15 protein-coding genes are annotated in these 19,901 nt (G+C 38.7%); 9 read left to right on the top strand and 6 right to left on the bottom strand.

What is annotated here, in order from left to right; genetic code table 11:
- Positions 1-285: 285 nt before the first annotated feature.
- Positions 286-2,445 carry a S46 family peptidase gene (locus ATS75_RS04965; RefSeq protein WP_058559325.1) on the bottom strand — a complete coding sequence of 720 codons (2,160 nt, stop codon included), beginning with the start codon at positions 2,443-2,445 and terminating at the stop codon, positions 286-288.
- 207 nt (positions 2,446-2,652) lie between these two features.
- On the opposite strand from ATS75_RS04965, the gene ATS75_RS04960 reads away from it, so the two are divergent.
- Positions 2,653-3,447 carry a glycosyltransferase family 25 protein gene (locus tag ATS75_RS04960; RefSeq protein ID WP_058559324.1) on the top strand — a complete coding sequence of 265 codons (795 nt, stop codon included), beginning with the start codon at positions 2,653-2,655 and terminating at the stop codon, positions 3,445-3,447.
- 6 nt (positions 3,448-3,453) lie between these two features.
- Here ATS75_RS04960 and ATS75_RS04955 read toward each other — a convergent pair whose 3' ends face one another.
- Positions 3,454-5,235, bottom strand: coding sequence for a M61 family metallopeptidase (locus ATS75_RS04955; RefSeq protein WP_058559323.1), 1,782 nt, complete (start codon positions 5,233-5,235; stop codon positions 3,454-3,456).
- A gap of 210 nt (positions 5,236-5,445) precedes the next feature.
- On the opposite strand from ATS75_RS04955, the gene ATS75_RS04950 reads away from it, so the two are divergent.
- The 6 genes from ATS75_RS04950 to ATS75_RS04925 all read left to right on the top strand — a co-directional run bounded on the left by ATS75_RS04950 (position 5,446) and on the right by ATS75_RS04925 (position 12,533).
- Entirely contained in the window at positions 5,446-6,981 is a 1,536-nt protein-coding gene (locus tag ATS75_RS04950; protein ID WP_058559322.1) for a GGDEF domain-containing protein, read from the top strand.
- A gap of 35 nt (positions 6,982-7,016) precedes the next feature.
- Complete coding sequence (ppnN, locus tag ATS75_RS04945) at positions 7,017-8,360, top strand: nucleotide 5'-monophosphate nucleosidase PpnN (protein ID WP_058559321.1); 1,344 nt, start codon at positions 7,017-7,019, stop codon at positions 8,358-8,360.
- 16 nt (positions 8,361-8,376) lie between these two features.
- Positions 8,377-9,150: a flap endonuclease Xni gene (gene xni / locus ATS75_RS04940; protein ID WP_058559320.1), complete on the top strand. Its 774-nt coding sequence runs from the start codon at positions 8,377-8,379 to the stop codon at positions 9,148-9,150.
- A 118-nt stretch (positions 9,151-9,268) separates the two neighbouring features.
- Positions 9,269-9,652, top strand: coding sequence for a DUF3192 domain-containing protein (locus ATS75_RS04935; RefSeq protein ID WP_058559319.1), 384 nt, complete (start codon positions 9,269-9,271; stop codon positions 9,650-9,652).
- Positions 9,653-9,661: 9 nt separating this feature from the next.
- On the top strand, positions 9,662-11,353 hold the full coding sequence (locus tag ATS75_RS04930; protein WP_058559318.1) for a hypothetical protein: 1,692 nt from the start codon (positions 9,662-9,664) through the stop codon (positions 11,351-11,353).
- A gap of 172 nt (positions 11,354-11,525) precedes the next feature.
- A complete protein-coding gene (locus ATS75_RS04925) occupies positions 11,526-12,533 on the top strand; it encodes an isocitrate dehydrogenase (RefSeq protein ID WP_058559317.1) in 1,008 nt (335 codons plus the stop codon).
- Positions 12,534-12,587: 54 nt separating this feature from the next.
- Here the strand turns inward: ATS75_RS04925 and ATS75_RS04920 are convergent, their stop codons facing one another.
- Positions 12,588-15,581 carry an immune inhibitor A domain-containing protein gene (locus ATS75_RS04920; RefSeq protein ID WP_058559316.1) on the bottom strand — a complete coding sequence of 998 codons (2,994 nt, stop codon included), beginning with the start codon at positions 15,579-15,581 and terminating at the stop codon, positions 12,588-12,590.
- A gap of 489 nt (positions 15,582-16,070) precedes the next feature.
- On the opposite strand from ATS75_RS04920, the gene ATS75_RS04915 reads away from it, so the two are divergent.
- Positions 16,071-17,795: an acetolactate synthase 3 large subunit gene (locus tag ATS75_RS04915; RefSeq protein ID WP_058559315.1), complete on the top strand. Its 1,725-nt coding sequence runs from the start codon at positions 16,071-16,073 to the stop codon at positions 17,793-17,795.
- A complete protein-coding gene (ilvN, locus tag ATS75_RS04910; RefSeq protein ID WP_058559314.1) occupies positions 17,795-18,292 on the top strand; it encodes an acetolactate synthase small subunit in 498 nt (165 codons plus the stop codon). The genes ATS75_RS04915 and ilvN overlap by 1 nt, the downstream gene beginning before the upstream one ends.
- Before the next feature lie 61 nt (positions 18,293-18,353).
- Here ilvN and ATS75_RS04905 read toward each other — a convergent pair whose 3' ends face one another.
- The 3 genes from ATS75_RS04905 to ATS75_RS04895 all read right to left on the bottom strand — a co-directional run bounded on the left by ATS75_RS04905 (position 18,354) and on the right by ATS75_RS04895 (position 19,865).
- Complete coding sequence (locus ATS75_RS04905) at positions 18,354-18,629, bottom strand: HU family DNA-binding protein (protein WP_058559313.1); 276 nt, start codon at positions 18,627-18,629, stop codon at positions 18,354-18,356.
- A 202-nt stretch (positions 18,630-18,831) separates the two neighbouring features.
- Complete coding sequence (locus ATS75_RS04900; protein WP_058559312.1) at positions 18,832-19,365, bottom strand: DUF3833 domain-containing protein; 534 nt, start codon at positions 19,363-19,365, stop codon at positions 18,832-18,834.
- Positions 19,362-19,865 (bottom strand): chalcone isomerase family protein, encoded by a 504-nt coding sequence (locus ATS75_RS04895; RefSeq protein WP_058559311.1) that lies wholly within the window; start codon positions 19,863-19,865, stop codon positions 19,362-19,364. The genes ATS75_RS04900 and ATS75_RS04895 overlap by 4 nt, the downstream gene beginning before the upstream one ends.
- Positions 19,866-19,901: the final 36 nt, after the last annotated feature.

Below are 19,901 nucleotides of genomic sequence, written 5' to 3'. Positions count from 1 at the left end.
ACCAGTGAGCTAGTAAAACAACAACTAACGTACCCCTTGAATTTAAAGCAGACATTACATGGTTTATACAATGCTTTTGCCTACTCACCATTGTTACTTTATAACTATTACAAAAAAAGCAACTGTTACTTTTTAACACACCTGCAACTAAAGTAAAACAATTTTTACTAATAAATAAACAAAATATGGAACACTAGGGAAAGGAAGTTTTTACAGGATACTGAAATATATTAAAAAAGCGCTGATTAGTATCAGCGCTTATTTGGGTAAAAAATATTTAAACTATTACTTAACAATCTTCATTTCGTCTAGTAAATTTTGTGCGTTATCAACTTTATCCATCACCCACAGCATATATCGTGAATCAACGTGAATAGAGCGATTTAACGCAGGGTTATAATCCCAGTCACCAATAATACTTTCGTATACGCCATCAAACAGTAAGCCTACAAGCTCTGCTTTACCATTTAATGTTGGTGATCCCGAGTTACCACCCGTTGTATCAACGTTTGATAAAAAGTTAACAGGAACTGTGTTCATGCCGCCAGTATAGTCGCCATATAATTTAGCTTTAATTTGCTTTTGCAGCTTTTCAGGAGCATTAAACGGTTCAACATCGGTATTTTTAGCAAGTAACCCTTCAAGCGACGTAAACGGCGTTGCTACTAATCCATCCTGTGGAGAATACCCACCCACTGTGCCATAGGTTACGCGAAGCGTGCTATTTGCATCAGCGTAGACAGGTTTATTTTTTGCTTTATTAAATGCAATGATCGCTGCCATCAGTTGCGGGCGCGCAGCTTGTAATTTGCCTGCAAGTGCTTTGTCTTTATCTTCTTGCGCTTTCATTACCGTGAAGATGGCATCAGCATACTGAATAAACGGGTCATCACTTTTCTTAATTTGCGCAAATGATTGCTCAGCCAATTCTAAACGTGTGTCTTCATCATTAAGTGATGATTCAGCGTACATGTTATCGAGTAGTGCTTTGTGTTTTGTTTTATCAAAGCCATTTTGTAAGTTAAACGCTTTATCAACTTCAGTAAATCGCTCTTGTTTTGGCAGTGCAGCATACAGTTCTAAAAAGTGCAGTAAAATGGCTTTATCAACGCCTTCATCAAAGCGACGAGTCATACGTTTTAAACCCGCTTCTAGTCTTGGTAAATCACGTTCTTGATAGCCAGACTCACGCTCACTATTTGGTTTTTGCTTTTCATATGCCAAGCGATATAAACGACGAGCTGTGCTGATCATTTGTGAACGATGTACGTAACCTAACATGCGATCGCGTTCGTTATGCTGTTGTGATTGTTCAACTAATGACGAAAGCTCAGCTAATACGCTGCCGTATTGCCTTTTCAATCGTCGGTCGTTGTTAATCCAATTTGTTAACGCTTGTTCAAACTGCTTTTTACGCTCATACATAGTGCCTTTATTAAAGCTTTCGATCATTGAGCCGTAGTTTTTAATATAATTATTATACCCTGCGATAGTGCTTTCATAAGCAATACGCGCTTTGCTGCCATCTTCAGCGTTTTCTTCGATTAATGATACATACTTCGTATTATGGATACGGGCTTTTGGGTAGCTGGTATTAAATACGTAATCGACTTCGGCAGCTATACGGTAACGATTTGTTCGCCCCGGGTAACCTGTTACCATAACAAAATCACCCTCTTGCACGCCTTTTGCACTGACGCTCAAATATGAATCTGGCACGAAGGGCACGTTATCTTCACTGTATTCCGCCGGTTTACCATCTTTGCCAACATAAGCGCGGTAAAATGCAAAATCACCAGTATGGCGCGGCCACATCCAGTTATCGATATCACCACCGTATTTACCTACACCCATTGCTGGAGTATAGGCTAAACGAACATCTTTAATTTCGAGTGATTTTATTAAGTAGAACTCTAAACCACCATGAAATGAATACACATTACAACGGTAATTATCATCAGCTTCGCAGTCAGCAACAAGTTGCTTTTGGTTTTTTTCAAGTGCATCGTAACGTGCTTTTGCGCTAAGCTTTTCAGTGCCTTTAATTACTTTTTCAGTCACGTTAGTCACGGTTTCTGTAACATAGACACGCGATCCTGGCGCTGCAGGTAGGTCATCAGCGGAATCTTTGGCTAAAAAGCCATTTTCTAAAATGTTGTTCTCAGGTGTTGAGTTATACTGAATAGAACCATAAGCACAGTGATGATTAGTTACCACTAACCCTTTAGGTGATACGAACGATGCAGTACACCCACCAAGGCTTATAACTGCATTCATTGGAAATTCGGTTAATTTGGAGATTGATTTTGCATCAATCTCAAGTCCTTTCGCTTTTAATACAGATTCAAGCTCTGGAAGTTGATGTGGTTGCCACATACCTTCATCTGCAAACGATGTGCCTGTAAATGCCAAAGCACACAGTGCAATAAGGGGTTTTAAACGCATGTTATTCAGTCCTTTTTTATTATGTCAAAAATAGGGTACGCGGCAAACGGTCAATAGGTCAATCTTTCTGCGACTAATAGTTATAACATAACGTTAAGAAGGGATAAACTTGGCCTCATTGCAAATAATATGACATAAACTTGCCATAGATGTGTCACATACCCTCATTAACATAACCTAAAACCTTACGTTATGTGAATGTGTATTATGCCACCTATTTTTTTAATCAATCTTAAGCGTTCACCGCAACGCTTGGCAAACAGCGTCAAGCAATTCAACAAACACGCTCTTCACTGCACCAGAATCGAAGCCGTCGATGGTGCAAACTTGTCACAATCTGAGATTGATAAATATTACTGTGCAACATTGAATAAAAAAAACTACCATTACCCATTAAGTAGAGGTCAAATCGGCTGTTATTTAAGCCACCGTAAAGCATGGCAAGCAATTGTCGATCAAAAACTTGATTATGCATTAATTTTTGAAGATGACTTTACGTTAACAAGCGATATACACACGGCAATTAAAAGTATCGATGATTTAGATATCAAGTGGCAGTTGATTAAACTTAGCGCATACAAAGGGCGAGAACGAAGCATCATTTTTAAAAAGCCTTTAAATAATACTCACTCTTTAGTCGTCCACAAAAAATTAATGTCAGGCTGCTGCGCAACAGCAATAAGCTATGATGGAGCAAAACAACTGCTTGGCGCCACTGAAAAATTTGGCAGACCCGTTGATTGCGATTTACAACATATTTGGCAGACTGGTGTCTCTGGTTATTCACTTATGCCATTTCCTGTCATTCAATGTACTGAACAAGAAAGTGATATTAAAATGCGAAGCGAAAAACAGGTTAAAAAAGCGTTTATAAAAAGAAAGTATCAGCAATTAATCGCTAGCATAAAAAATAAAAATGCCACCGCTAAATTTATAAGCGAGATTCAATGCACCCCATTCAAACAAAAAAAGGAGCCTGAGCTCCTTTTTGGTGAAAAGTAAACCAAACTATTTAGTTTTGTTTGGATGGTCTACACCCATCCATGCCTTAAATAAAGCCATTTGTTGATCATTTGCTTCAGCATTTGCCACAATTGTCTTCCCTTTATCAAAGCCTTCAGACAGGGTCAGCATCGTAGTTTGCAACCTGTCTCGACGAATAAAATCAATTGATACCTTATCACCCGCCGTGAACGTTTCTAAGCTTGCTTTTAAATCTTTGTCTACGTGCTTTTTATTCACTGCGACAATTTTGTCATTGGTCGTTAAACCAGCCTGCCAAGCAGCCCCACCACGACGAACATGAGTAAGCGTTAATAACCCTCCCGTATTTTTAGCAAAACTATCAATACTCGCTTGCGGCTTTGCACCCACTGGACGTTTATGAAGCAAACCAACCTTACCCAGTAATTCATCAAAATCTATTGCTGCAGGGCTATCAACATTGTCCGCCCACCAATTGCTGTAATCTCTTTTTGTTAAGTCCTTTAAAATTGTTTTTACATTATCAGCAGTGAAACCATGTGGCATTTTATAGTTATTATAAAGAGCACGATGAACGTCACGATAACTTTGCTTACCTTGGCTTTTGTCAAGTAAATCAATATCCAAAGCCATTGATATTAGTGCACCCTCCAAATAAATATTGGTGCCATAATTTCGAGCATGGTCGCCCCCTTGGTTGATCCATTTATCAAAACTTGTTTCACTGGCACTTTGTACTTCACGACCAGGCGTGGCTAAATGACGGTTTACTGTTTTCGTTAACGTTTTAAAAAATTCATCCGTGGTTGATATTCCTGAACGCACAAGTAAATGATCTTCAAAATAACTGGTTGAACCTTCTGCTATCCATAACAATTTATCGAAATTCATATTCGTGTAATCATAAGGCATCAAACCCTCAGGTCTATATGCCTTGACGTTCCAAGTGTGAATAAACTCATGGGCTGCGGTGCTAATAAAAGCAAGGTAATCATCTCGTGAACCAAAACGATTACGAGGGCGCTGAATAATTGTTGAATTTAAATGTTCAGTTGCACCACCTGCACCCGATGTAGCATGAACCATAAACACATAACGTTCATAGGGGTAACTATCCCAAATTACATTCCCTGTCTCTACTAGCTTTTTAAGATCGGTCAACATTAAGTCAACATCGTAATTGCCTTCTCCCCAAATAACGAGCTCATACTCACGGCCGCCGGCAGTGAACGTATAAAAATCATTTATACCTGTTTCGATAGGAGAATCAACAAGCACATCATAATCAGCAGCCTTAAATCGATGCTTTGACCCCGCATTTTCCATGCCCGATACAGAGCGCCACGCTTTAGGTACATCTAGGTTTACCGTTACTGGCTCTTGACGAAATGACTCACTAAACATAAAAAAGCCAGACGCATCAATAAACGCATGGCTGTCGTCAATGTGCCTTGCTCGCTTGCCTAATTCATTTGCATATATTTGATAATCTATGTTGACACTTGTTGGCTCGTTTAAATGCACCCGCCACGTACTGGCGTTTATTTTTTCCCATTTAAGAACCTTGCCATCTTCATCTTTTGCATCGAAATAGCGAACACCATTAGCCAAATTTAAAATCTCATATCGGCCCGTACGCCAAGCAGGCAATTTAATATCAAGATGAGATTGAGCTGATAGTGGAAACTCGACGCTCACATTACCAACATGGTGTTCTGGCTCTGTAATGGATAATGAATAATTCACATCAGCCCAAGCCGAATAAGAAAATACAGTCGCAAGCGATAAGGCTAATAATTTTTTCATGAAAACTCTTAGTATTTAACATCTAGTAAGCTGAAGACTAACAATGAAGTAATATGATGTGTAATAAAAGCGATAAAATGACCACAGTTTAAGTTCGATGAATAAAAATCAACATCAAATAGTAAGTTTTTGACTTACCACCTACATTTGTGTGAGTTTTGTTGTAAACTTACGTCTATGAACGATTAAATTTTATGGCGGTATGTATTAGTGTCAGGCCAGCTCGAAGTTTTAAATAAAAAGCTTAAACAAGCTATCGATACCAGAAAAGTACTTGAAGATGCGCGAAAACAACAAGTTGACACGCTTACTCATTTTGCAGCTAAGCTTTCTTTGAGTTGTAAAGGTATGGATATCGAATTGGATAACCGTTTAGCCAAATTTAGAAGCGCACTTAACAAAGGCGTCGACTTTGAAAATTTAGCACCACTAATTACTGAAATCCTGAGCCTTTTAAAAAACCAAGAAGCGCAGCAACTGTCGCACCAAAGAGAGCTGCACAACAGTGTTTTAACCGCTGGAAAATTATTACAAAAAACCAAAGGGTTACCTGACGATACTCGCCGTTCTTTGCGTAACTTACTTGACCATCAATTAAATGAAATTCAATCTACTAATGATTTCATACCGATTCTAAATAGGCTTGTTTCTATTTATCACCAAGCCCTGAATGTTAAATTATCTCTTGGCACTGCATCGACTTCAACCACACACCCTAAATTAGCGAAAGAGCTATTAACCCTTGCTAATGATCTCGTTTTTGAGGAAGAAGCGGCTGACAGTGTTAAAGCGATTAAAAACAAAATATCTGAAACAGACAGTGTTGAAGAGCTATTAAGCGCCGCAATCGAAATAATTAGAATTATTGCCACGAATATAAGTGATGAACGTCAATCTGCTCAAAGTTTTTTAGTATCATTGAATCAAACACTCGAGGAACTGCATCATTCTATTGTAGCTACGAGTAAACATTCTGAATCAATGAGTACAGAGTTTGAAAAGCTCAACAAACGTATTGAAAATAAAATAGTCAATTTAACAAAACAAACTCAAGATGCGACATCCATTTCGTCTTTAAAAGCCCTTGTTGATAATGAACTTAAATCCTTAAGTAGTGACTTAATAGCAAAAGAACGCCTCGAACAAGAAGACAGACAAGCCCTTATTAAGAATTTTCATGACATTAATGCCCGTGTAGGCAGCTTAGAAACTAAGCTATCAAAGTACAAGAAACGTCTTCATGATCAGCGCTTTAAAAGTTTACTCGATGGTCTAACAAAATTACCAAATCGTGCTGCATTTGATGAAAGGTTTAACCATGAGTTTCATTTATTCTCAGTACAAGAATCGGATTTTACGCTTGTGGTAATTGATGTTGACCACTTTAAATCTATCAACGATCGTTACGGCCACAGTGCCGGCGATAAAACATTGCAAGTGATTGCCAAAGCGCTACAAATGTCGATTAGAAAGTCTGATTTCATTGCACGTTACGGCGGTGAAGAGTTTGTTTTGCTGATGCCAGGTATGTCAGTAGAACATGCCGCTGTTCCACTTGAAAAACTTCGTAAAGCGGTTAAGGCGATTCCATTCAAGTTTAAAAACAAGAGTGTGCAAATTACAGTATCCGTTGGAGCGACTCAATTTAAAAAGGGAGACACGCCATTAATCGCATTTGACCGCGCTGATGACGCCTTATACAAAGCCAAAAATACTGGGCGTGACAAATTATGTATCAACCCTTAACGTAAATATTATCACCCCCAGCAAGGAGAATGCCTATGTTAATTCAGTTAAACCCTACAGGCGTGCTAGATTTATTGTCACAGTTAGAAGTTGATTTATTAGAACAATCCTCTGCAAGTGAGCGATACACTTTATTTAGAAATTGTGTACTCGCCGTGTTAAATGTTGGCAGTCATACAGATTCAAGTTCAGAAATTTATGAGAAATACGAAGATTTTGATATTCGTTTACTTATTCGTGAGCGTGGAATAAAGATTGAGCTGGAAAATCCACCAGTAACAGCATTCGTCGATGGTCAGATTATTACGGGCATTCATGAGCATATTTTTTCTGTAATCCGCGATATTTTATTTATTTGTCAAAAGTACGAGAAGGACTTAACAGAACAAAAAGCGATTACACATATGGTTTTTGACATGCTCAGAAATGCAGGGGCGCTAAGAGTCAACACCGATCCAAGTATGGTTGTTTGCTGGGGTGGCCACTCCATTAATGAAATAGAATACAAATACACAAAACAAGTAGGCTATGAATTAGGCCTACGCGGTTTGAATATTTGCACTGGCTGTGGCCCCGGCGCCATGAAAGGACCAATGAAAGGTGCCACTATTGGCCATGCTAAACAACGAAATACTGACAATCGTTATTTAGGGTTAACAGAACCAAGCATCATAGCCGCAGAGCCACCCAACCCCATTGTAAACGAACTGGTCATACTGCCTGACATTGAAAAACGCCTTGAAGCGTTTATACGTACCGCACATGCAATTATTATTTTCCCTGGCGGTGCAGGCACAGCCGAAGAACTACTGTATTTATTAGGTATTTTATTGCACCCAGATAATCAAAAACAATCATTACCTGTTATTTTAACTGGTCCTAAAGAAAGTGAAGATTACTTTGAAGAGCTATGTAGTTTTATCGAATTAACACTGGGGTGTGAAGCACTCGAAAAATTTGAAGTTATTGTTGATGATCCTGCACAAGTAGCAATCAAATTAAAGTCATCTATGGCACAAGTACGTGATTACAGAAAAAGTGTGGGTGATGCCTATTATTTCAATTGGACGTTGAAAATTGATAATGACTTTCAGCAACCTTTTGCTCCCACACACGACAACATGGCTGGGTTAGATTTACACCTTGATCAACCTAAGCAGTTACTGGCGGCTCATCTTCGCCGTGCATTTTCTGGTATTGTTGCAGGCAACGTGAAAGATGAAGGTATTCAGGCAATAAAACAACACGGTCGATTTATTCTTAGCGGTGAACCCGCACTCATGAAAAACATGGACAAATTACTTAAGGCCTTTGTCGAACAAGGCAGGATGAAGCTGCCTGGCACAAAGTATGTTCCTTGTTATGAAGTAAACGCTTAAAAGAGAAAATAAAACGGTGTCAGGACAATTACTTTTAATAGATGCGCTAAATTTAATTAGGCGCATCTATGCTGTTGATAGTAATCAAAATAAGTACAGTGAACAACAAATGATTATCACGTGTTGTCAACGAGTAGCGCACGCGTGTCAAAAGCTGCTGCGCGTAACAAATGCCACACATGCTATTGCTGTGTTTGACGGGGACAGAAGCTGGCGTTATCACTTTTACCCACAATATAAAAATAACCGTGCTCCAATGCCAGCCTTACTTAAAGAAAACTTAGCACAGTTCAAAGAAGCGATAGAGCAAATTGGGATTGTTGTATTTGCCCCTGAGAACGACGAAGCCGATGATGTTATCGCAACATTGGCTCACAAAGCAGCTTCACATGGCGTGTTAAACACAATTGTTTCTACCGATAAAGGCTTTTTACCTGCACTAAATGAAAAAATACATATTTACGATTACTTTAAGAAAGAATACATTGAAAAAAACACCATAATGGAACGTTTTTCTGTTGAGCAAGATAGATTAATTGATTTTTGGGCACTTGCGGGTGATAAAACAAATGACATCCCTGGCATTAAAGGTATCGGCCTTAAAACGGCGCAAGAGATTATTAGCAAACACCAACATATAGCTAACGCAGTGTCCGACGACACTATTTCTCAAGCGGTTAGAAATAAGTTGGATGCTGGAATGCAAGACTATATTATATCTAAACAGCTCGTCAGTTTAAGAACTGATATTAATTTAGGATTTAGTTTAAAACAATTAAGGCTGTGTTGATTAACCACATCGCGCTTTGTTTTAGCTATTCGAGCGATGTGTTAGTCAATATTACATTCTATTGTTATAGTATTACTTTGAAGTAACTCATTATTTTTCTCATATTTAAGAGTATAAAATGCTTAAAAAGGTTATCCGATATCTCATACTAGGCCTAGGTGTTTATGCACTGATTGCAGCCTTAGTGCTAACATTTTATAAAGATGACCCGCAAGCCATGATATGGCAGGACAGAGAAGCATTTAACAAACGCTATATCACTAAATTAAGTGTAAAAAAGCCAACCACTTTAAACAACGTTTTAGACTATTTAGGTAGCCCTGACCTCACTTTTGCAAAACGAACTGGTGATGATGTATGGCAAATCGTTTTTTATCGCACTCAGCATATAAAATCAGATGGTATTACAACCATGGATGAATGCACTGGGCTTCTATTTAATAATGGTGAATTAGTTTTATGGGGCCCTAGTGCTCACGACACCTTTAAGCAGAAAAGTTAAACTAAGACGATGCAGCAGCAACCAACGCCACAGCATTTAGCCAGCTTATTCAAACAAACTCATGAAATGTTGCGCTTGTATTATAATAAAACCCAATGGCCTGCGATATACCCCCTTTTATGTAAACAGGCTGAACAGTTTTATCAGTTATATGAAACCAACCCAAATGCTTTACAAGCTCAATTATGCTTTTATGTTTCTGACTTTGGTTACACGACTAACTTAGTTGTTAATCAGTGTGTGATTGTAGCGGCACTTTGCAAAAGCTTAAATTACAATGCGCAAGTTAGCCAGCAATTAATAGCAGTTTGCTTAACAAACTACCTATGTGTTCAAACTCAAACGAATAAGCTTGCGGCGCAACAGCCTTTAAATAATGAAGAAAAAAAACAATGGCAGGCACGCCACCAACTTGCTGTAAAGCTATTGCAGTCAGGAAACGTCCCTTCTAACGATATCGCGCGCATATTGGCACCATTAAATAAATACAAACAGGCCTTGCTTAGTGCACCAAAAATAATGATTTACGACGGCGCAACGACTTTGGTCGCGTTGTCGAATATTATTGCAATGAATATTACCTATCGGGCTGCCAATGATCACGTTAACCTCTATAAAGCAATTTCAGATATATATATTAGGACCCCAAATAGTTTTGCCCAGAGTGCGTTAAAAGCATTAATCGCTAATATTGGGCCTTACTTACCAGGTAGTCATGTTACCGTTGCTGAGCAACAACTGACTTATGTGTGTAGCAAAACAGACAGTAAGCATATTTTAATTGATTTAAGCGACGTTAAAAGAGCGAGATGGCACGGTGTTTCTGCTAAATTAGATTGCAATGCAAAACAGCGCCCAACAAATGACAAACGACTTTTGTTTAGTATCTGGTTTAATGAACACATCCCCTCAATAAATAGTAACTCAAGTGATGAGCAACATAGTATTCTTCAGCTTATTGGGAATCTGAAAATTCAAAAAGAGTATTCATATCGTAATTTGGAAAAATTATTAAACGGTCATTCTCATACGATCGACAGTTTAAAAGAAGCAGTGAAACCCTATAATAAAGAGCATTTGGCGGCGAAAGATTTACGCCACTGTTTATCCATGGTAGGAATTGATAATGCCCCTGCCATTATTCAACGCGTTTTATTTGAACAGCTTGTTGACATACAACATCACCCTTTAAAAGATCATATTAAAGTCCGTTTAACAGCTATTACACGCGTATTATCTTTATTATTAAGTAAACAAACCGAGATACAGTTTGAGCAAGTATCGCTTCCTTTATATGCTTATATAAATTATTTACTGACGAACTCTAGTAACAAGTTAAGCCGCAAAACGTTGTGCGAAAAAGATCACCAACCTAATGTTAGCCGCCCTATTGCATGGCTATTTGGGGTGACTCACCATAATGTAGAAGAATTAAGTATCGCTTTATTACATCTACTCGATGATAACCCATGGACACAAGCGCTTCTTGATGCTGAACAGCAAACTAAGCAACGCCTATCATCAAAAGCTAAATTATGGGTCGCACTTAAAGTTATTATTTTAAATATTTTCCAATCTAAAGTGCCAAGCAGCAGCTGGCAAAAACAAACTCTGGATCAAACGTTAAAGGAGCTTGGCTGGGAAAGCATTTCGAATTTTTATGCACATTTGCCACAGTTACATTTGTCATCTAGCGTATAATAGAAGCACTTTATTAGACATATTGCCTAATTTAGCGGGTTTTAGTGGAAATCTATTGAATAAATTGTTATAAAAGCCGCTTAAATTTTCAAACTCAATCACGTAAATAACTAACAAGCAGTCGCAATGCACTTTGCGCGATATTTACGTCACCGCTTAATAGGAAAAACTCATGGCTAAACAAACCATCACAGTGATCAAAGGCGACGGCATAGGCCCAAGTATTATTGATTCCGCTCTTGAGATATTACAAGCCGCAGGATGCGATTTTGATTATGAATTCGTTGATGCTGGTCTAGCCGCTTTAGAAAAAACGGGTGAGTTATTACCACAAGAGACTATCGAGACAATTGCTCGCAACAAAATCACTTTAAAGGGTCCGTTGACCACGCCCGTAGGTGAAGGCTTTACTTCAATTAATGTTACCTTACGTAAGCAATTTGGCTTATATGCGAACGTTCGCCCAGTAAAATCATTTGTTGGTACTAAAGCTCGTTATGAAGACATTGATATCATTACGGTTCGAGAAAATACACAAGGTATGTATTCTGGCTTAGGCCAAGTTGTCTCTGAAGATGGTAACGAAGCACAAGCAATGTCTATGATCACGCGTGAAGGCGCTGAAAAAATCTTAACCTTTGCTTATGAACTTGCGGTACGTGAAGGACGCAAAAAAGTAACCGCGGTACACAAAGCAAATATCTTAAAGTCTACATCAGGATTATTCTTAAAAGTAGCCCGTGAAGTTGCTGAGCGTTACCCTGAAATTGAATCAACTGAAATGATTGTTGATGCAACATGTATGAAGCTTGTAATGAGCCCTGAAGAGTTTGATGTAATTGTTACGACCAACTTATTCGGTGATATTTTATCTGATTTATGTGCAGGTCTTGTTGGTGGTTTAGGTATGGCACCGGGTGCAAACATTGGTGAAGACGCTGCAATATTTGAAGCTGTACACGGTAGTGCACCTGACATTGCGGGTAAAAACCTTGCTAATCCAACCTCTGTAATTTTGGCATCAATTCAAATGTTAGAGCATTTGGAAATGGCTGATACAGCAGAGCGAATTAGAAGCGCTGTAGCTGATGTCATTAAATCTGGTGATCGTACAACACGCGATCTAGGTGGTAGCCACGGAACAACAGATTTCACTCAAGCCGTGATTGATCGTCTGTAATCTAGTCATACATTTTCAAAGTAAAAGCCAGTTTAATAACTGGCTTTTTTGTGGTTAATACTTTTTATAGAAACGCCTACCTACCAACATAAACCCACATAATAAAATCCAACCATATAAACTGCCACCTGAGCTGGCTTTCTTTTGTTGCACTGTCACTGGTAACGTTTTACTCACTGATTCATTAGTTCTTAAGTCTGTGACGGTGAGTATCACCTGGTAACTTCCTTCATTTTTATAGGTATAACTGGGTGCTTCACTCATACTAGTTGCCCCATCCCCAAACTCCCACCTATAACTGTAATCACCAAAGCCACCTGTCGCTTGTGCACTAAAAGATGCAAGTAAGTTAGTAGCCGTATAATTTGCTGACACAGACATGGGGACTGATGCCGATACATTCTTTGTCGAGGTGAGCATTTGATTAGCACTGTCTGTCACCGTTACTTTAATAGCATAACTTCCACTAAAACTATAACTGTGTGAAACCGTATCAGATAATGATGTATTACCATCACCAAACTCCCATTGATAGGTGTAAGGGGCAAGCCCACCCGATGCTGTTACAAATCCAGTTAAGCTACTTTCGTTTACTGAAACCTCGAAGTCATTGAAACTCAATGGCTCAGTTAGCATGATTTCTTGGCTCTCAACCGTTTTTTCACCTGATTCCGTCACTCGACTAAAAGTCACAAGATAGCGACCATATTCAGCATAATTAGCCGTAGGGTTTAACTCTTCACTTTTTTCACCGTTACCAAACTGCCATTCAAAACTATCGGTTGGTGATAGTTGTAATCCACTCACCTCAAATGTAACAGCCAAATCATTTGCAGTGTAACTAATTCCCAACGCTTCCTCATAATTTAGATCAACTTCAATCGTCGAGTTATCAACAGCTTGATCTACAATAGTAAAACCAAACCCAAATGGCGTTAGTTTAACTCCCGACTGTGGTTGCACAGCAAAGCTATAATCAGTGGTGTCATTAAAGTCTTTTATTGGGGTAAGGGTGTCATCACCTAATCCTTGGCGTTGATCATATAAACCAAACGCTGCATCCCTTAACTGAATTTCTGTATTAGCAGGGTTTTGTGTTGTACCTCTAGCAATCATATTTTGATCAGCATCTACGACGAGAATAAAGCCTTCACCTGGATGCTCTGATGTATTATTGTTAGTAAAGCTTGTGCTTGATAACCACAACAATAAGCCGGGTGAATATTGCTCTTTTTGAAGGCCACTATCTATTCCAGAGTAACTTCTGAGTTGCAAATAGTAATGTTTGGGTGTGTCGTATGTATAAGCACCTACACGCGAAAAACCACTCAAGTCAAACTCGGTTTTTTGCTCCGCATTATCTTGCCAGACAAGCTGTCCCTGCTGTATTAATTTTAAATCGTCAACTACGATACCAGAGTAATTAACATAACTGTCAGTGACATACCTAAACTCTAACATTACTGTTTGGCCTGCATAAGCAGACATATCAAATTGATGTGTCAAATGGTTATTAGGAAGCTTTGATTCACCATTTGATAAAGAATCCCCTGTAATATATGGCCCTAAATCTGGATAATATGGGTTATTCGTTTGTGTGTACTGTGATGAAATTGCTTCGCCGTTTACTCTTACTTGCGCAAAGTCATAATCTGTTTCAATACTATAAAAAGCGGTTAATTCAAGTAATGTTTGCTCACTCGAATCTGGAATCGTAACTGACCGCGTCATAGTACTCATTAGGTTATTTCCACTGCCTGAGTAATATTGAAATTTGCCTTCTACAGCGGCAAAAAAAGATTTTAGCTTCGAAGGGAGTACCACTTTAATCTGGTTAAGATCATCAGTAACTGCGCTTGCGTGGTGCAATATTTGGTTTGTTTGTGCGTTCACTTCATTTAAATCAAACGTCAGTTGGTTTAACCAATTACCATTGTATCGGTTTTGCAAATATTCTAATGCATAGGGGCTAAACATAACAGGTTCTGAGCCCCTAGGGTTTCCCGCCCAACTACCTCCTGACATGACAGACCACGATGCAACTGGTTCACCTATTTCTGAGTTATTTAAATCATATTCATCAGGTAAACCTAAATCATGGCCAAACTCATGCACAACGACACCAATACCCGCATCAAGTGGGTTAATTGTATACCCAAATAAATCGACAGGGCTGTTTGGTAAATCACTTGGCTGAAACTGTTCATTATAAACATAGAAACGATGTGACCATATTGCATCTGACCCTAAAACACCGCCTCCGGCTTCTTCACCTACACTTGAATGAAAAATCATTACATGGTCTATGATGCCATTAGGTTCGTTTGTAATGCCGTCGCCATCTATATCGTCTAAATCAGTTAAATCGAATTGCGACAAATCGATATCAAACTGGTTAACTGCTTTTTCAACCGCTTCTTGAACTAAACTGGGGGCATCACTATCTGCATCATCACCCACTCTTTCCCCATAGGCTTTGGCATTTTTATCAGCACGCACCCAACCAAACACTTCACCTGTGAATGACAGCGTATTTCCTGAAGCTTGCTGATAGAACTGATAAGCGCTATTGAGGGTTTGTCCGCTAGGTCCCTCATAGCCTGTTGTTGAAAAAAGCATTTGTTGATAATGCTGTTGATCATACAGTGAGTAATACATTGCGGTATCACCCTCTTCTAATCTATTTTCGTCGTAAGGTAGATCAGGAAAATCGACCAAAATAACCAACACTTTTACTGTTGTTTCATTCCCATCGGGTGCTAAGGATGAAACGAATGTTTTGTTTACATGCTTTAATTTTGAAAAGTCAGGTGTATTATGCCTATGTTGTTTGGCAGCATAGGAAGGAGTTGGCTTACCAATAAAGCTTGCAATAGCAGCGTCTTTATCTTGTTGCTGTTCCAACTCTCCACGTTTTTCTAGCCAATATAGAATACGCTCTTTGTTTACAACACCAATATCTGTTGGACTTGATTGATAAGATTTTGCATTTACACACCCAACAAACACTGAAAACAAGGCAACAAATAACACGTTTAAACGTTTCATAAAAATTCCTACTGCATACTATGTGCTAATCATAGCAAAGTTAAGGACCGTTCACATTAAGGAAACAACGCAGTCAATTAAAATATGCATAAACCCTGCTATATAAAATAGCATTTTTAAGTTTTTATTTAAAAAATAATAACAACAAACCATAAAATAGAAATTCAATGCAAATTAAACGAGTGCTGTGGTTGACAATTGAGCGTAAAAGCCTTAAAAATAACCTATTAAAATAAATTATCATAAATGCGATAACTGATCTCGGTTATCTCATAATCACACATATAAAAAGAAAGTTAAAATGAAACATCTAATTCGCTTTGTAAACGTACTCGTACTGGTCTTAGTCTTAAGCCCAGCGGGGATGTATTGAAAAGTGATGACGCTTTTTAAAAACCCCCGCTAACAACGGGGGTTTTTTTATGCATTAAAAAAACGACTTGGTTAATAAAATACCAAACCAGATATTAGGTACACAGAGGAATGAGGATGAGTACACAACAATATAATGGCTCTGAACTAGTTGTTCGGGCATTGAAAGAGTTAAAGGTTAAATATATTTTTGGCTACCCTGGCGGGTCAGTCTTAGATTTATATGACGCGTTGTTTCAACAAGATGATGTTGAACATATTTTAGTACGTCATGAACAGGCAGCCACTCACATGGCCGATGGCTATGCCCGTGCAACAGGTGAAGTAGGTGTCGTATTGGCAACCTCCGGTCCAGGTGCGACAAACTGTATCACGGGTATTGCTACAGCTTATATGGACTCAATCCCAATGGTGGTTTTGTCAGGCCAGGTACCCACCAGTTTAATCGGGGATGATTCATTCCAAGAAACAGATATTGTTGGGTGTTCGCGCCCTATTGTGAAACACAGCTTTAACTGTCGAAGTGCACAAGAAATACCCACTATATTGGCCAAAGCATTTTATATTGCAAGCACAGGGAGACCAGGTCCTGTTGTTGTTGAACTGCCTAAAGATATGCTCAATCCGGCCCTTAGATTTGATTTCAAGTTTCCAGAATCCACTGAACTACGTACTTATAGCCCGAACACAAAAGGCCATTCAAAACAAATACGTAAAGCAGTAAATGCGATTCTTGAAGCTAAAAAGCTCGTTGTTTACTCCGGTGGCGGCATTGTGATATCGAATACATCAGAGCAATTAACACACCTAGTAGAGTCACTCAATGCGCCGATAACAAATACTCTAATGGGATTGGGTGGCATATCAGGTGTTCACCCTAACTTCATTGGTATGCTGGGTATGCATGGCAGTCTCGAAGCAAATAAAGCCATGGCTAATGCGGATGTCATTTTGGCTTTAGGGGCACGCTTTGATGATAGAGTGACTAACAATGTTAAAAAGTTTTGCCCTAATGCAACCATTGTTCATGTTGATGTTGACCCTACATCTATTTCTAAAACAATTAAAGCGCATATTCCTGTAGTTGGGTGTTTAGCCACAGTACTCGAACAACTGCAAACTGGGATTGATGAAAGTCCAATTAACATTGACCGCAGTGCACAAGAAGATTGGTGGCGCCAAATTATTAGTTGGCGTGAACAGAAGTGCTTAAGCTATAGCACAGAAGGTGAAAAAATAAAGCCGCAAGCGGTTATTGAGGCCATATATAAAGCGACCAATGGGGATGCATACATTAGTTCGGACGTAGGTCAACATCAAATGTTTGCCGCGCAATATTACCCCTTTAAAAACCCACGCCAATGGATAAATTCTGGTGGTCTTGGCACCATGGGATTTGGCCTTCCTGCAGCGATGGGGGTTAAATTAGCCTTTCCTGATAAAGAATCAATTTGTGTTACAGGCGATGGCTCTATTCAAATGAATATTCAGGAGCTTTCAACCTGCCTACAATATAACCTCGCTGTCAAAGTTGTTTCATTAAATAATCGTTCTTTAGGGATGGTAAGACAATGGCAAGATATGATGTACAGCGGACGCCACTCATCTTCGTATATGGATTCCCTACCCGATTTTGTAAAATTAGCTGAAAGTTACGGGCATGTAGGCATACGTGTCGACACGTTAGAGCAGTTACAACCAGCCATTGAAAAAGCGATGTCAATTAATGATAAGTTAGTTTTTCTTGATATTTGTGTCGATGAAAAAGAACATGTTTACCCAATGCAAATAAAGTTAGGTGCTGTAGATGAAATGTGGTTACGTAAAGGAGTAAAAGCATAATGCGTCGTATCTTATCAATCTTATTAGAAAATGAGCCAGGTTCACTATCACGGATTGTAGGTTTGTTTTCGCAACGAGCCTATAACATAGATAGTTTAACAGTGGGTACAACCGATGATCACTCATTGTCACGTATTACTATTACTACACTTGGTGATGACCGAATCGTTGAACAAATTACTAAACAAGTTAATAAACTTGTCGATGTTCTTAAGATTATTGACTTAACAGAAATGGCGCATATCGAACGTGAATTACTGCTGGTAAAAGTATTTGCTCAAGATGAATCCAAACGTGCAGCAGTAACCCGTGTTGTGGACGTGTTTCAAGGCGCTATTTTAGACATGGGAAGAAACAGCTATACTTTACAGCTTGTTAGTAGCACAGAAAAAATCGAGTCGTTTTTAGATACATTACGACATGAAACAGATTTAATTGAAGTTGTTCGTTCTGGTGCCGTTGGCATTGGAAGAGGAGATAAAGCGCTAAAAGCATAAAGCTTAGAGCTTAAACTAAAAAAGGGCTATGTAGCCCTTTTTATTTATATGTAAAACACTATTACGGGTTAACTTGGTCTTTAAGACCTTTACCCGCTTTAAAGCTTGGGATAGTTGCTGCTGAAATTTGGATTTCCGCACCCGTTTGTGGATTGCGACCTGTACGCGCAGCACGCTCTTTGACTGAGAAAGTACCAAAACCAACTAGCGCAACTGAATTACCTTCTTTTAATGAAGTTGTTACTGCACCAGTAAATGCATCAAGTGCACGTGTTGCTGCTGCTTTAGAGATTTCTGCATCAGTAGCAATTTTTTCAACTAATTGAGCTTTATTCATTTGTTAAATTCCTATTCGTTATTATTTTGCCTTCGCAAAACCTATCTTTATGCATTTTTAAACTGATGGCAACAGCAAATTGCCGTTTTTGCGTAAATTATTAAAAAATGTGTAATATTTATGATTATTGTGGTGATAAAGCATGATTTAACAGCAACTAACAAACAAAACAGCAGCTGTAAGGTGCTTCAAAAAGTTTGGGTTAGTCAATTTTTTCGATAACTAAGGTGACCTCTCCAACTTCAATGCCAAACTTATCAATTGAAGTACGGTTTATCAACCGAGAGTCTGTAACTAAGTACATCCAATCATCAAAATTTACTTCAATTTGACTGCCATCAACTAACAGCTCTAAAGAATAAGTCCAGTGAAATACGCTGCCACTACTCGCGCCTTTGGCTATACCGAGTACGTCACTAGCTGTGCCAGTAAGTGTATTATCGTCGTTAAGGGTAATAGTCCAAACACGGCGTTGTGTTTCACCATCATCATAGATAAAATCTTCTTCAATTACACCTATATTACCATCCCAGCGGGCATCCATATCAACAACAAGTTTACGGGTTAGTTCTCCCTTAAAATCTTGAACAACGCCATACGCTTTGAGTTTACCATTGAAAAACTGTTTAAAGTTAAACTCCGGAGCACTGCCTTCATAATGGTCAACATCAGGAGCGGCACAGCTGGTTAAAAGTACACAAAAAATAAGCATGATAACAGTATTCAGTAGTCTCATTTTGACTTCCCTATAAGTTGATTACGCATAACTGGCTCTGACGTGTCAGGTGATAACCAAATAGCTAAGAAGTTATCAGCAAAAGTGATGTCATCAAGTCCACCCAGTTTTTTATCGTCATGAAAAAATGTGCCTTTACCATTAATGTCGGTAATAAATGTGAGAGTTTCGCCTTCTTTTATATCAGGCCATAACGCGATTAAAGCATCATCATATTTACCCATTAACTCTTTTTTTCCTAGGTACTCCCATTGCTCATTTGTTGCTTTGACAATATCTTTAGCAGCAAAGTCTCGCAAATAGGTTAAAGAAAGTTGCGACGGGTGTTGCCCAAATTCATACTGTCCTGTGGGTGAAGAAAGTTTAGCGTCGTATACATCCCAAAAATAATATTCAAATCGACTTTCTCCGACTATTTTAAACTCACGTAGATCATTAGCGTTAGAATTAGCATATGTCACTAATGGAAGTAGCAAAACAAACATGAGGAAATTACGCATAACGAGTCCTTTGTTTAAAATTATGGGGAACAAATC

The organism is Pseudoalteromonas sp. H105, assembly GCF_001469215.1.
In the GTDB taxonomy this organism is placed as follows: domain Bacteria; phylum Pseudomonadota; class Gammaproteobacteria; order Enterobacterales; family Alteromonadaceae; genus Pseudoalteromonas.
The sequence above is the reverse complement of the archived record's forward strand: the minus strand, read 5'-3'. Positions and strand labels throughout refer to the sequence as shown.

Bases quoted from the DNA above. Each gene is read 5' to 3' on its own strand.
- ilvN (WP_058559314.1), top strand. From the start codon at position 17,795: ATGCGTCGTATCTTATCAATCTTATTAGAAAATGAGCCAGGTTCACTA.
- ATS75_RS04915 (WP_058559315.1), top strand. From the start codon at position 16,071: ATGAGTACACAACAATATAATGGCTCTGAACTAGTTGTTCGGGCATTG.
- ATS75_RS04920 (WP_058559316.1), bottom strand. From the start codon at position 15,581: ATGAAACGTTTAAACGTGTTATTTGTTGCCTTGTTTTCAGTGTTTGTT.
- ATS75_RS04935 (WP_058559319.1), top strand. From the start codon at position 9,269: ATGCTTAAAAAGGTTATCCGATATCTCATACTAGGCCTAGGTGTTTAT.
- ATS75_RS04925 (WP_058559317.1), top strand. From the start codon at position 11,526: ATGGCTAAACAAACCATCACAGTGATCAAAGGCGACGGCATAGGCCCA.
- ATS75_RS04955 (WP_058559323.1), bottom strand. From the start codon at position 5,235: ATGAAAAAATTATTAGCCTTATCGCTTGCGACTGTATTTTCTTATTCG.
- ppnN (WP_058559321.1), top strand. From the start codon at position 7,017: ATGTTAATTCAGTTAAACCCTACAGGCGTGCTAGATTTATTGTCACAG.
- ATS75_RS04900 (WP_058559312.1), bottom strand. From the start codon at position 19,365: ATGAGACTACTGAATACTGTTATCATGCTTATTTTTTGTGTACTTTTA.
- ATS75_RS04895 (WP_058559311.1), bottom strand. From the start codon at position 19,865: ATGCGTAATTTCCTCATGTTTGTTTTGCTACTTCCATTAGTGACATAT.
- ATS75_RS04965 (WP_058559325.1), bottom strand. From the start codon at position 2,445: ATGCGTTTAAAACCCCTTATTGCACTGTGTGCTTTGGCATTTACAGGC.
- ATS75_RS04930 (WP_058559318.1), top strand. From the start codon at position 9,662: ATGCAGCAGCAACCAACGCCACAGCATTTAGCCAGCTTATTCAAACAA.
- ATS75_RS04905 (WP_058559313.1), bottom strand. From the start codon at position 18,629: ATGAATAAAGCTCAATTAGTTGAAAAAATTGCTACTGATGCAGAAATC.
- ATS75_RS04960 (WP_058559324.1), top strand. From the start codon at position 2,653: ATGCCACCTATTTTTTTAATCAATCTTAAGCGTTCACCGCAACGCTTG.